We start from the raw sequence: 13,116 nt of genomic DNA, 5'->3' as shown, positions 1-13,116 counted from the left end.
GTCAGCCGGCCGCCACCGCGCGCTTGGCCGCAGCCACGATCCGCTCAACGCTCGGTAGGTACTTCATTTCCAGGCGGAACAGCGGAATGTGGGTGTCGTAGCCAGTGACGCGCTCGACCGGGGCCAGCAGGTCGTAGATCGATTCCTCGGCCAGGCGCGCAGCGATTTCGGCGCCGAAGCCCGCAGTCTTCGGGGCCTCCTGCACGATCACGCAGCGGCCGGTCTTGGCCACCGATTCGGCGATGGTGGCGAAGTCCAGCGGACGCAGCGTGGCCACGTCGATGACTTCGGCACTGATGCCTTCACCGGCCAGCTTGTCGGCCGCTTCCAGCGCTTCCTTCACCTGCGCGCCCCAGGTCACCAGGGTCACGTCGGTGCCGTCGCGCAGCACGAAGCAGACGTCCAGCGGCAAGGCTTCGCCGTCGTTGACGACCACTTCCTTGTACTGGCGGTAGATGCGCTTGGGCTCCATGTAGATCACCGGATCCGGCTCGCGGATCGCGGCCAGCAGCAGGCCGTAGGCACGCTGCGGCGACGACGGCAGCACCACGCGCAGGCCCGGCACGTTGGTGAAGATCGCCTCGTTGGCTTCGCTGTGGTGTTCCGGTGCGCGGATGCCACCACCCCACGGCACGCGCAGCACCATCGGGCAGTGCAGGCGGCCACGGGTGCGGTAACGCAGGCGGGCGGCGTGGCAGACGATATGGTCGACCATCGGGTACATGAAACCGTCGAACTGGGCCTCGGCCACCGGCTTCATGCCCTGTGCGGCCAGACCGATGGTCAGGCCGGCGATGGTGGTTTCATCCAGCGGGGTGTCGAGGATGCGTTCGGAGCCGAAGCGCTGCTGCAGGCCGGCGGTGGCGCGGAACACGCCGCCGTTGACGCCCACGTCCTCGCCCAGCACCAGCACCGACGCGTCGTGCTCCAGCTCCCAGGCCAGCGCCTGGGTGATGGCTTCGATGAGGGTGATCGGGGTGGTGGTCATGCTGTCATCTCCGCGCGCGATGGCAGCGCTGTCGGCGGCGTGGGTGTGCGCGCCGGGCGCGCCGTTCTTGATCTCATCCATGGCGCTTCTCCAGGGCGATCGCCTGGGCACGCTGGGCCAGCAGGTCCGGCGGCGGATCGGCATACAGGAAGTCGAACATCGCCTCGACCGGCTGCACCGGGGTGTTGAGGTACAGGTTCACTTCCTCGTCCACGCGCGTGCCGCATTCGGCGACCCAAGCAGTTTCCTCTTCTTCGCTCCACACACCGGCGTTGATCAGGTACTTGCGCAGGCGCAGCATCGGCTCGCGCTGCCAGGCATCCTTCACTTCGGCGTCGTCGCGGTAGCGGCGCGCGTCATCGGCGGTGGTGTGGTCGGACAGGCGGTAGGTCATCAGTTCCAGCACGGTGCCACCGTTGCCGGCCAGCGCACGTTCGCGCGCCTGCTCCATCGCCGCCAGCACTGCGATCAGATCGTTGCCGTCCACCTGCAGGCAGTGCAGGCCGCCGGCCAGGCCCTTCTGCGCCAGCGTTTCGGCACCGGTCTGGGCCGAACGCGGAACCGAGATGGCCCAGCCGTTGTTGACGATGCACAGGATCAGCGGCAGCTTGTAGGCGCCCGCCGAATTCAGTGCCGCGTAGAAGTCGGTCTTGGAGCTGCCGCCGTCGCCACACACGGCCACCGCGATCTGCGGTTCCTTGTTGAGCTTGAACTTCAGCGCAGCGCCTGCGGCGTGCAGGCACTGGGTGGAGATCGGCACGCAGAACGGGAAGTCCTTGGCCGCGTTGCCGCCGTAATCGTTGCCGCGTTCGTCGCCGCCCCAGTACATCAGCACGTCGTGCGGGCGCACGCCACGCATGAACATCGCGCCATACTCGCGGTACGAAGGTGCGAACACGTCGTCCTTCTGCATCGCAGCGCCGATACCCACGTGCGCGGCTTCGTGGCCCAGGCAGGCGGCATAGGTGCCGAGCTTGCCGGTGCGCTGCAGCGCGATGGATTTGCTGTCGAACGTGCGTACGAACAGCATCTGCTTGAACAGCGGTACCAGGACCTTGGGGTCGCGCAGCGACGCGGGCAGGTCATCGCGGACGAGCGTGCCGTCCGTATCCAGGTACTGCAGGTATTCGATCTTGAATTCAGCGGCAACCGTCATTGCGTACTGCACCTTCGACAGAGAAGTTACAAATGATATGAATCGCCATGTTAAGGAACGCGTACGGAATAGCCTTCCTGCGCCGCAACACGGCGATTCCCCGTTTTACCCCTGCCGGCGGGTGGGGGGCCAATAACAACAACGTATTCAGTCGTTGCTGCAAAGCATCAGAATACGCCTCAGGCTGACCGCCAGTACAACGGCCTGGACGGTTCCACGCGCAGCCCCGGCATCGGCCGATGCTCCACGGCCAACCGCACGCCCCGGTATGGACCCGGCGGCTGCCAGCGCGGCGGCAACGCGCTACCCTTGCCGCCCCCGATCTGGTCCCGCCCATGTCCGTCGACAACAACCAACGCGATCTCGAAGCCGGCATCCACACCGACCTGCAGGGACGCCTCACCTACGGCGGCTACCTGCGGCTGGACCAGCTGCTCAGCGCGCAGCAGCCGCTGTCCAACCCGCCGCACCACGACGAGATGCTCTTCATCATCCAGCACCAGACCTCGGAGCTGTGGCTGAAGCTGCTGGGCCATGAGCTGCGTGCCGCAATCGGCTTCCTGCAGCGCGATGAAGTCTGGCAGTGCCGCAAGGTGCTGGCGCGCAGCAAGCAGGTGCTGCGCCAGCTGACCGAGCAGTGGTCGGTGCTGGAAACCCTGACCCCGTCCGAATACATGGGCTTCCGCGACGTGCTGGGCCCGTCGTCGGGCTTCCAGTCGCTGCAGTACCGCTACATCGAGTTCCTGCTGGGCAACAAGAACGCGCAGATGCTGCAGGTGTTCGAGCACGACCCGGCCGGGCAGGCGCAGCTGCGCACCGTGCTGGAGGCGCCCAGCCTGTACGAGGAATTCCTGAAGTACCTGGCCCGCTTCGGCCATGCCGTGCCGGCGGTGTACGAGGCCCATGACTGGACCCAGCCGCACGTGGCCGACGACGCACTGCAGCCGGTCTTCGAACGCATCTACCAGGACACCGACCGCTACTGGCGCGAATACTCGCTGTGCGAGGACCTGGTGGACCTGGAGACCGCCTTCCAGCTGTGGCGCTTCCGACACATGCGCACGGTGATGCGGGTGATCGGCTTCAAGCGCGGCACCGGCGGCTCGTCCGGCGTGGGCTTCCTGGCCAAGGCACTGGAGCTGACCTTCTTCCCCGAGCTGTTCCAGGTGCGCACCAGCCTGCAGGCCGCGCCCCCGGCCGAACAGGCCTGATCCGTATTCAGCTTGGATCCCGGCCGGCGGCTGGATCGTTTCAGATGCAAGTTCAGCGAGCAGGCTGGCACCTGCCTCAAACGGCGTGTATTTGACGTGAACGCCAGAAGTCGGTGATCCTCGCGCGTTGCTCCAACTGCACAGCGGACGTGCTCGTCATCCACCGAACCAGGAAACCCGCATGAGCGTAAACGCCACTGCGAACACCCCAGAGCCGGCGCTGCCGGACTTCAAGACCACGCTGGGCCACCCGCGCCCGTTGTGGATGCTGTTCATGACCGAGTTCTGGGAGCGCTTTGCGTTCTATGGCATCCGCTGGGCCTTGGTGCTGTACATCGTCGCCCAGTTCTACAACGGCAGCGCTGCCGGTGAAGGCGACGCCAGCCGCATCTACGGCGCCTACCTGGCCCTGGTGTATGCCGCAGCGATCTTCGGTGGCTACGTGGCCGACCGGGTACTGGGTTACCAGCGATCGATCCTGACCGGCGCGATCATCATGGCCGCCGGCCTGTTCATGATCTCGCTGCCGCAGGAGCACATCTTCAAGCTCGGCCTGGCCACGATCATCGTCGGCAACGGCCTGTTCAAGCCCAACATCTCGACCATGGTCGGCAAGCTGTACGGCCTGAAGGATGAGCGCCGCGATTCGGGCTTCACCATCTTCTACATGGGCATCAACATCGGCGCGATGATCGCCCCGGTGCTGACCGAGTACCTGGCCCGCAAGGTCTTCGGTACCGACGCGATGCCGTCCTACAAGGTCGTGTTCATCGCCTCGGGCGTGGGCATGCTGATCTCGCTGGTGTGGTTTTACATCGGTCGTGCCGGCCTGAAGGGCATCGGTGCACCGCCGGCCGGCGCTGAAGGCTTCGGCCGCATCATCATGGTGCTGGCCGGTGCCGTGGTCGCCATCCCGGTCGCCTACTTCCTGCTGGCCACCGGCGCCACCGCGCTGGCCTGGATCCTGGGTGCGATGTTCACCGCGCTGGCCGTCCTGCTGCTGGTCGAGGGCATCCGCGAAGGCAAGGTGCAGCGCGACCGCGTGATCGCCATGCTGATCATCTTCGCCTTCAACGTGATGTTCTGGATGTTCTTCGAACAGGCCGGCAGCTCGTTCACCTTCCTGGCCGAGAACATCGTCAACCGCCAGTTCGGTGACTGGACCTTCCCGACCGCGTGGTTCCAGTCGGTCAACTCGGTGGCGATCATCACGCTGGCCCCGGTGATCGCCTGGATCTGGGTGGCCATGGGCCGCGCCAATCCGTCCATCCCGCGCAAGTTTGGCCTGGGCCTGCTGTTCAACGGCGCCGCCTTCGCGCTGCTGATGTTCGCCCTGTCGCAGATGGTCGTGGACGGCAAGATCCCGTTCTGGACCCTGTTCATGGTCTACGTCATCCAGTCCGTGGGTGAGCTGTGCCTGTCGCCGATCGGCCTGTCGATGGTGACCAAGCTGGCACCGGTGCGCCTGGTCGGCTTCGGCATGGGTGGCTGGTTCCTGTCCACCGGCATCGGCAACAACCTGTCGGGCATCTTCGCTGGCGTGGTCAGTGGTGAAGGCGGCATGACGGTCGAGTCGGCCCTGAAGGGGTATACCTTCGGGTTCTGGGCCCTGATCGGCTCCGGCGTGGTGCTGTTCCTGGTCGCCCCGCTGATCAACAAGCTGATGCACGGCGTCAAATGATGATGAGAGGGTAGTAGGCATGCGCAGCAAGCTCGGTGGTGCAGTGGTGGTGGTCTGTGTGGCGCTGATCGGCGCCTGTTCCCAACCGCAACCGCCTGCCGCCGCCGAGCCTACGCAGCCTCTGGATACCCGACCCACCGAGCCACCGGTCGCTGACCCCAGCGAACCGGTGGCCTCGGGCAACACCCCGGTGGCGGCGGACATCGCCGCCATCGCAGGGCTCGGCGCGCAGTTCGACCCGGCCCGCAACCCCGCCGACGATCTGGCCACTGCCAAGGTGGAAGCCCAGCGCGGCAAGAAGCGCATCCTGCTCGAGGTCGGCAACGCCGCCTGTGAGCGCTGCCGGGCGCTGGACGAGGTGGTGGAAGGCAACGGCGACCTGCGCCGCTTCCGCGATGCCCACTACGTGTGGGTGAAGGTCAACGCCAGCGACGAACAGCCCAACACCGCTTTCTTCGCCCAGTTCCCGATGATGGAACGCGACTACCCGTACCTGCTGGTACTCGATGCCGATGGCGGACTGCTGGTGTCGCAGGCGACCGGCGAGCTGCGCAAGGGCGAAGCCTTCCAGCCGGCACGGGTGAGCGCCTTCCTGAAACAATGGGCACCTGACAAACCGGAATAGGGTAGTGCCGGCCGCTGGCCGGCCGCTTCGGTGGATGCCGACCGCTGACCGCCACCCCCGGTGGGTGCCGACCGTTGGTCGGCACTGAGGCACATCCACGCGTGACGTGGGTCGATTGCGCGCGCCGTCACACTCTCTGAAACGGCGTCTCAACTTCATCGCACGTACGCCGTTACCGGCAAGGACCTCAGTCGACATCCCGTCGATGCAACCTTCCGGAACGCCCATGCACAGCGACCACGCCGAACGACTGCCCGAACCTGCCAGCGACCTGGCCGAGGCTGGGGCAGGCGAGGGCGTGACCCTGCCGCCGCAGGAGGCGTTGCTGGATGACGCCGGTACCGGCGAGGACACCGTTGAACTGGCACCGCCGCGTCACCGCCTGCCGCAGATCGCGCTGCCCGACAACGTGGTGCTGAAGGGGGCGGTGCAGAAACTGGTCGAGCAGAAATCACGGCTCGATGCATTGGCCGCCGACGGCCAGCTGGCCGGGCTGCTGCCGCCGGAATGGCAGGGCCATGGCGTGCGTGCGATCGAACTGTCCACGTTCATCCAGGGCGTGCTGCCGTTCCTGCAGCCGGGCGAACGCGGCGAAACCGCACCCGCGCGCCTGCCGGTGCGCCATGTGCTGGGGGACGACAGCCGCTGGGGCCTGGACGATGTCTCCGAACCGAAATCGCTGGCCTGGTACCTGGCCAGCGACGAACGCGCTACCGCCGGCAGCAAGGACGTGGCCGAGGCCTATCTGGTGGGTGCACTCGGTCTGGCGTGGATGCAGGAAGGGCGCAGCCGTCCTGGCTTCCTGCGCGCGATGGGCCAGGACAGCCTGGCCGCGCGGGTGACCATGCTCGGCTATCCACCGGCCAACGAACTGGCGCTGTACAGCGTCACCGCGCACGGCCAGCCGCAGATCTGGTGCATGCATGGCCGTCGCCGCATGCGCCCACTGGTGGCGCCGTGGCTGAGCGTGCCGCTGCTGACCGCCTATGGCGTGCCGGCGCCGGTTGCGTGGCCGTCCAGTTTCCCGCCGGTGGAGGCGGTGGCCGAACTGCTGGCGACTACACGGCAGGGGCGTGCGCTGCCGGAGGTGGACCTGGGCAAGGTCGTGGCGAAAATCGCCGAAGACACCGCGTCTGACGCCTGGCAGCCGGTCAGCCTGCTGCAGCTCAACACCTGGTCACCGCGTTGGCACTTCTTCCTGGGCACCTTCGTCGGCCTGCCGTCGCTGCTGCTGGTGGCTGCCGCGCTGGCGCTGCCGGGCGCGGTTGAAGCGGCCACGGTTGCCGCATCGCTGGGCTTCGCCGGCGGTGCCATCGCTGCGCTGGCGGTGCCGTGGATCCATGCGCGGCGCAAGCATCTGAGCTGAAAAAAGGGGACGGAGGGGATTAAGCCGCAATCGGCACATATGTGCGTGATACGACTTAATCCCCTCCGTCCCCTTTTTTCTTTCAGACCCCTTCGCCCATCCGCTCCAGGCCTTCGCCGGCCAGGCGGAGGATCAGTTTTTCCAGCACCTGCTCTTCCTCTTCGCTCAGCACCGACATCAGTTTGCGGGTGATCTCGATCACCATCGGCGCGATGGTCTCGTAGACCTCGAAGCCGGCCGCCGACAGCGCCAGCACCGAGCGGCGGCGGTCGTCGCCGTGGGTCTCGCGCTTGATGAAGCCGCGCTCCAGCAGGCGGGCCACGGCGCGGCTGACCGCCACCTTGTCCATCGCCGTGCGGTCGGAGACCTCGCTGGCCGAGGAGCCCGGGTACAGCGCCAGGATGGTGATCACCCGCCATTCGGGAATCGCCAGACCGTAACGATCGCCGTATAGCTTGGCGATGTTGCCGCTGACCCGGTTGGACAGCACGCTCAGCCGGTACGGCAGGAACTGTTCCAGGTCGAGCAGGACGTGCGAGGAACGCAGGCGGGTCGAAACGGGATCGGCGGGACTCATGTTGCGGTGCACCTTGCTGGTGGTTTCAAGTGTAACTATAAGGGGTGGGTCCAGACCCTGCATTCTCGCCGGGTCCCTACCTGCCCGCACCTGGTTTGTACCGATGCGGTACCGATTCGGAGCCACGCCATGAATACCGCAGTCCCGACCGCCTCGCATCCCAACCCCGGCATGCAGGTCACCACCTTCGAGAACCCGATGGGCATCGACGGCTTCGAGTTCGTCGAATTTGCCGCCCCGGCCGGCCGTGGCCAGGAGCTGCACGAGTACTTCCGGAAGATGGGCTTCAGCGCCGTGCTCAAGCACAAACAGCGTCCGATTACCGTCTATCGCCAGGGCGACGTCAACTTCCTGGTCAATGAGGACCCCGATTCGTTCGCCGCCGACTTCGCCGAGAAGCACGGTCCGTGCGCCTGCGGCTTCGCCATCCGCTTCAAGAAGCCGGGCCAGGAGGTCTACCAGACCGCGCTGGGCAACGGCGCCGAAGCCATCGCCTTCAAGCCGGACAGCAAGGCGGTCAGCGCGCCGGTCATCAAGGGCATCGGCGACTGCATGCTGTACCTGGTCGATCGCTACGGCAGCGCCGGCAGCATCTATGACGGCGACTACGAGCCGATCGCCGGTGCCGACCTGCACCCGGTGGGCTTCGGCCTGACCTTCATCGACCACCTGACCCACAACCTGTACTTCGGCAACATGCAGCAGTGGTCGGACTACTACGAGCGCCTGTTCAACTTCCGCGAGATCCGCTACTTCGACATCAAGGGCCTGAAGACCGGCCTGGTGTCCAAGGCGATGACCGCGCCGGATGGCATCGTGCGCATCCCGCTGAACGAATCGTCCGACCCGAAGAGCCAGATCAACGAGTACCTGGACGCGTACAAGGGCGAGGGCATCCAGCACATCGCCTGCTTCACCGAGAACATCTACGAGACCGTCGAAGCGATGCGCGCGCAGGGCGTGGACTTCCTCGATACGCCGGAGACCTACTTCGACGTGATCGACCAGCGCGTGCCGAACCACGGTGAAGACGTGCCGCGCCTGGCGAAGAACAAGATCCTGATCGATGCCGATCCGGAAACCCACCAGCGCAAGCTGCTGCAGATCTTCACCCAGAACTGCATCGGCCCGATCTTCTTCGAGATCATCCAGCGCAAGGGCAACGAAGGCTTCGGCGAAGGCAACTTCACCGCACTGTTCGAGAGCATCGAGCGCGACCAGATCCGCCGCGGCGTGCTGTAAGGTCTGCAGGCAATGTCGGCGTCCCGCCGGCATTGCCTGTCCGAATGGTCGTGCCGGCCGCTGGCCGGCAATCTCTGGAGTTCCCATGTCCCCCGCCATCACCGCCCGCGGCTACCAGTCCGGCTTCGGCAACGAATTCGCCACCGAGGCCGTTGTCGGCGCGCTGCCGGTCGGGCAGAACTCACCGCAGAAGGTGGCCCACGGCCTGTACGCCGAACAGTTGACCGGCACCGCCTTCACCGCGCCGCGTGGCAGCAACCGCCGCAGCTGGCTGTACCGGATCCGCCCGGCGGTGACCCATGGCGAGTTCAGCCCGTTCGCGCAGTCGCAGCTGCAGTGTGATTTCGGCGCACAGCCGGCTTCACCGAACCAGCTGCGCTGGAGCCCGTTGCCGCTGCCGGAGCTGCCGACCGATTTTGTCGAAGGCCTGTACACGATGGGTGGCAACGGCTCGCCCGATGCGCATGCCGGCGTGGGCATCCACCTATACGCTGCCAACCGCGACATGGTCGGCCGCTACTTCTACGACGCCGACGGCGAGCTGCTGATCGTGCCGCAGCTGGGCGGCCTGCGCCTGCTGACCGAGCTGGGCGTGATCGAGATCGAGCCGCAGCAGATCGCGGTGATCCCGCGCGGCGTGCGCTTCCGCGTCGAACTGCCCGATGGCCCGAGCCGCGGCTATATCTGCGAAAACTACGGTGCGCTGCTGAAACTGCCGGACCTCGGTCCGATCGGGTCCAACGGCCTGGCCAACCCGCGCGACTTCGAAACCCCGCACGCGGCGTTCGAGGATGTCGATGGTGATTTCGAACTGATCGCCAAGTTCGAGGGCCGCCTGTGGCGTGCGCCGATCGACCATTCGCCGCTGGACGTGGTGGCCTGGCATGGCAATTACGCGCCGTACCGCTACGACCTGCGCCGCTTCAACACCATCGGTTCGATCAGTTACGACCACCCGGATCCGTCGATCTTCCTGGTGCTGCATTCGCCCAGCGACACGCCCGGCACCAGCAACATGGACTTCGCGATCTTCCCGCCACGCTGGCTGGTGGCGCAGAACACGTTCCGTCCGCCGTGGTTCCATCGCAACATCGCCAGCGAGTTCATGGGCCTGGTGCATGGCGCCTACGATGCCAAGGCCGAAGGCTTCGTGCCCGGCGGCGCGTCGCTGCACAACTGCATGAGCGGTCACGGTCCGGATGCGCCGACCTTCGACAAGGCCTCCAATGCGGACCTGTCCAAGGCCGATGTGATCAAGGACACGATGGCCTTCATGTTCGAGACCCGCGCAGTGATCCGCCCGACCGCACAGGCGCTGGCCGCCGGCCACCGCCAGGGCGATTACCAGCAGTGCTGGAACGGCCTGCGCAACAACTTCCGGTCGTCCCGCTAGCTTGGTGGGTGCCGACCTTGGTCGGCACGGATCCTGATCGCATCCACGCCATGCGTGGATGTTCTCCGCCGGAACCTGCGCTTACGCCACCTCCGCGAACGCGTCGCAATGCTCCAGCGGCAGGGCTTCCAACAGGCGCTGGCGTACGCGCTGGCAATAGCCGTCCGAGGTCAGCCCGGGCAGCATCTGCATCGCCGACTGCAGCCGCTGCAGCACCTCGTCTTCCGCACGCGCCTGCTGCAGGTCGCGGAACAGTGCAGCCGCCTGCGGGTGGCGCTGCATCTCCAGGATGCCCAGCACATAGATGCGCGCGGCCACCAGCGAGCGGCGGCGTTCGACCGCGGGTGCAGCAATTGCTGCAGGTGCGGCTGCCGGCGGTGTGGGCACCGGCGCTACCGCGGTTGCGGGCGACGGTGCTGGGACGCCAGTGCTCAGGTACCCCGCCTGCACAAGCTGGATGACCATCGCAGGTGCGTCCTGGCCGAGCAGGCCGGTCAGGTCGGCAATGGTGCGCTGGCCGTCGCACAGGATCAGCAGCCGGCGCTGGCGCATGTCCAGCGGCGCGCGGTGGGCCTGCAGCGCGGTTCGGGCGAGATCGGTCTTGCGCGGTTGCATGGAAGGGACGGCCAGGTCGGTGCTCGCCGAGCCTGAACGAAGGCGATGAAACCGCGATGACAATGCAGCGCCTGCACACAGGATGGGCTAGCGTGCAGCCACCTTCGTGCCAGGGAACCGCACCGATGAAGCACCTTCCGCTTGCTGGTCTGTTGCTCCTTTCGCTCACCGCCTGCAGTGCTGGCTCCGACAGGCAGGGGGCGGCCGGCAGCGGCAGCGATACCCCGGCCGAAACCGCCTCGGCTACCGGGCCCGCGCAGTCGACGGATCCTGATCTGGCAGCCCGTCCAGCCAATGACCGCCGCGAGGAGAGTCCCGCGCACCTGGAGGGCTTCGCCGGCGCGAAGCTGGGCGCCGGCATCGCCGAAGTCCGCAGCGGTTTCGGGGAGCCCCTGCAGGGGCTGGGCACCGACGCCAGCGGCAAGCCGCTGCCGGCCGACGACAGCAACGATGGCTGCTATTTCCTGCGACCGCAGAATGCCGAAGATCCGCGCCTGATGATCGAAGGCCGCAAGCTGGTGCGCTATGACGTGCACAGTGCTGCGGTCATCGCACCGGGCGGCGGCAAGGTCGGCATGACCCTGGGCGAGTTGCAGGTGCTGTATCCCGAGCGTGGTGATGTCGTCCCCGACAAGTACGACGAGAAGGCCCAGCACCTGCGCGTGCGTCCGGCGCAGGAGGGTGGGGCGGTGATCGACTTCGCGCTCGGTGCGGACGGTCGGGTCGGCGCGTGGCGGGTCGGGCAGACCCCGCAGGTCGATTATGTGGAAGGTTGTGGCTGATCCTTGATCCACGGCCCAGCCATGCGCGCGGGGCCAGCGTAGAATCGCGCCACGACCGCTGGGGGAGTGCTCGATGATCGCCATTGCCATTGCCTGGTTCCTGCTCGGCCTGCTGCTGCTGGCGCTGGGCGGGGACTCCATCGTCAAGGCCGTGTCCGGCCTGGCGCAACGCTTCGGGGCCAGTCCGTTCACGGCTGGCCTGTTGCTGCTCGGCGTGACCACTTCGCTGCCGGAACTGGCGGTCAACGCGCGCGCGCTGGCGGTCGGTCAGCCGGAGCTGGCGCTGGGCAACGCGGTGGGCAGCAGCATCGTCAACCTGGGCCTGACCCTGGCCGTGGCGGCCATGGCTGCGCCACTGCTGCTGCGCGCGCGCCTGCAGACGGTGCTGTGGTGGTCGCTGCTGGTGGCCGGCGTGCTGCTGATCCTGTTCGGTCTTGATGGTGGCCTGGCGCGCTGGGAGGGCGGCGTGCTGCTGGCCGGCTTCATCGTGGTGCAGGTGCTGCTGCTGCGCCGTGGTCGCAGCGAGAGTGCGGAGGTGCAGGCAGCCATCGCCGAGTCCGCACTGAGCCGCACCAGCCTGCCGTTGAATGTACTGCGGGTGCTGATCGCCGCGCTGGCCCTGTACTGGGGCGCACGCCTGGTGGTGGGGGCCGCAGCGGACTTCGGTACTGCACTGGGTTGGACACCGCTACTGGTCGGTCTGCTGCCGGTCGCGATCGGTACCGCGCTGCCGGAGGTGGCAACCGCGATTGCTGCCGCACGCCGTGGTCATGGCGACATGGTGCTGGGCCACGTGCTGGGTTCCAGCGTGGTCAACCTGTTGCTGGTGATTGGTGCGATGGCCGTACTGCAGCCGCTGGCCCTGCCGGCCTCGTTCGTGCGCCTGGAATTGCCGGCGCTGCTGGCCTTCGCACTGGTGCTGTACCCCATGCTGCGCGGCGACCTGAAGATCAGCCGCGGCGAAGGCGCGATCCTGCTGGTCGCGTTCGCGGGCTGGTTCGTGCTGGAGCTGCTGCTGGTGGGCGCACCGGCGTTGTAGATCCACGCTCTGCGTGGATGCGGTTGGTTCCGTGCCGACCAAGGTCGGCACCCACCGGTCCACCCACCGATGATGCGGTAGCTGCCAACCTTGGTTGGCACTCGGGGAAACAGAGCGCCGACCAAGGTCGGCCTCTACCGGGCATTGCGGTCGGTAGATCCACGCCATGCGTGGATGCGGTTGGTTCCGTGCCGACCAAGGTCGGCACCTACCGGTCACCTCGCCGATGATGCGGTAGCTGCCAACCTTGGTTGGCACTCAGGGAAACAAAGCGCCGACCAAGGTCGGCCTCTACCGGGCATTGCAGTCGGTAGATCCACGCCATGCGTGGATGTGGTTGGTTCCGTGCCGACCAACGGTCGGCACCCACCACCGATCACCCGGTGGGTGCCAACCTTGGTTGGCACTCAGGGAAACAAAGCGCTGACCAAGGTCGGCCGC

Annotated in this window: 12 protein-coding genes; 8 read left to right on the top strand and 4 right to left on the bottom strand. The window is 66.6% G+C overall.

What is annotated here, in order from left to right; genetic code table 11:
• Position 1 precedes the first annotated feature (1 nt).
• Both ACSYAO_RS20430 and pdhA read right to left on the bottom strand, forming a co-directional pair.
• On the bottom strand, positions 2-1,069 hold the full coding sequence (locus tag ACSYAO_RS20430) for an alpha-ketoacid dehydrogenase subunit beta (RefSeq protein ID WP_149908967.1): 1,068 nt from the start codon (positions 1,067-1,069) through the stop codon (positions 2-4).
• Complete coding sequence (pdhA, locus tag ACSYAO_RS20425; RefSeq protein ID WP_149908968.1) at positions 1,062-2,144, bottom strand: pyruvate dehydrogenase (acetyl-transferring) E1 component subunit alpha; 1,083 nt, start codon at positions 2,142-2,144, stop codon at positions 1,062-1,064. Before pdhA ends, ACSYAO_RS20430 begins: the two co-directional genes overlap by 8 nt.
• Positions 2,145-2,479: 335 nt before the next feature.
• On the opposite strand from pdhA, the gene ACSYAO_RS20420 reads away from it, so the two are divergent.
• The 4 genes from ACSYAO_RS20420 to ACSYAO_RS20405 all read left to right on the top strand — a co-directional run bounded on the left by ACSYAO_RS20420 (position 2,480) and on the right by ACSYAO_RS20405 (position 7,027).
• On the top strand, positions 2,480-3,355 hold the full coding sequence (locus tag ACSYAO_RS20420) for a tryptophan 2,3-dioxygenase (protein WP_149908969.1): 876 nt from the start codon (positions 2,480-2,482) through the stop codon (positions 3,353-3,355).
• A 181-nt stretch (positions 3,356-3,536) separates the two neighbouring features.
• The gene (locus tag ACSYAO_RS20415) at positions 3,537-5,036 is read left to right on the top strand and encodes a peptide MFS transporter (protein WP_149908970.1); all 1,500 of its coding nucleotides are present in this window, start codon (positions 3,537-3,539) and stop codon (positions 5,034-5,036) included.
• A gap of 19 nt (positions 5,037-5,055) precedes the next feature.
• The gene (locus ACSYAO_RS20410; RefSeq protein ID WP_149908971.1) at positions 5,056-5,661 is read left to right on the top strand and encodes a thioredoxin family protein; all 606 of its coding nucleotides are present in this window, start codon (positions 5,056-5,058) and stop codon (positions 5,659-5,661) included.
• A gap of 226 nt (positions 5,662-5,887) precedes the next feature.
• Positions 5,888-7,027, top strand: a complete 1,140-nt coding sequence (locus ACSYAO_RS20405) for a hypothetical protein (protein WP_149908972.1) — start codon at positions 5,888-5,890, stop codon at positions 7,025-7,027.
• A gap of 82 nt (positions 7,028-7,109) precedes the next feature.
• On the opposite strand, the gene ACSYAO_RS20400 is transcribed toward ACSYAO_RS20405, so the two are convergent.
• A complete protein-coding gene (locus ACSYAO_RS20400) occupies positions 7,110-7,667 on the bottom strand; it encodes a MarR family winged helix-turn-helix transcriptional regulator (protein WP_080047716.1) in 558 nt (185 codons plus the stop codon).
• A gap of 66 nt (positions 7,668-7,733) precedes the next feature.
• On the opposite strand from ACSYAO_RS20400, the gene hppD reads away from it, so the two are divergent.
• Both hppD and hmgA read left to right on the top strand, forming a co-directional pair.
• Entirely contained in the window at positions 7,734-8,846 is a 1,113-nt protein-coding gene (gene hppD, locus ACSYAO_RS20395) for a 4-hydroxyphenylpyruvate dioxygenase (protein WP_005411340.1), read from the top strand.
• 85 nt (positions 8,847-8,931) lie between these two features.
• Positions 8,932-10,239: a homogentisate 1,2-dioxygenase gene (gene hmgA / locus ACSYAO_RS20390; protein WP_149908973.1), complete on the top strand. Its 1,308-nt coding sequence runs from the start codon at positions 8,932-8,934 to the stop codon at positions 10,237-10,239.
• A gap of 81 nt (positions 10,240-10,320) precedes the next feature.
• Here the strand turns inward: hmgA and ACSYAO_RS20385 are convergent, their stop codons facing one another.
• On the bottom strand, positions 10,321-10,854 hold the full coding sequence (locus tag ACSYAO_RS20385) for a hypothetical protein (RefSeq protein WP_049461227.1): 534 nt from the start codon (positions 10,852-10,854) through the stop codon (positions 10,321-10,323).
• Between the two features lie 125 nt (positions 10,855-10,979).
• On the opposite strand from ACSYAO_RS20385, the gene ACSYAO_RS20380 reads away from it, so the two are divergent.
• Positions 10,980-11,636, top strand: a complete 657-nt coding sequence (locus tag ACSYAO_RS20380) for a hypothetical protein (protein ID WP_049461229.1) — start codon at positions 10,980-10,982, stop codon at positions 11,634-11,636.
• Positions 11,637-11,709: 73 nt separating this feature from the next.
• The gene (locus tag ACSYAO_RS20375; RefSeq protein ID WP_049461231.1) at positions 11,710-12,675 is read left to right on the top strand and encodes a sodium:calcium antiporter; all 966 of its coding nucleotides are present in this window, start codon (positions 11,710-11,712) and stop codon (positions 12,673-12,675) included.
• The last annotated feature ends 441 nt before the right edge of the window (positions 12,676-13,116 follow it).

The sequence above is a fragment of the Stenotrophomonas sp. STK16_22 genome (assembly GCF_051984505.1).
GTDB classification, from domain to species: Bacteria; Pseudomonadota; Gammaproteobacteria; order Xanthomonadales; family Xanthomonadaceae; genus Stenotrophomonas; species Stenotrophomonas maltophilia_A.
This window is presented reverse-complemented; position numbering and strand designations above follow the sequence as displayed.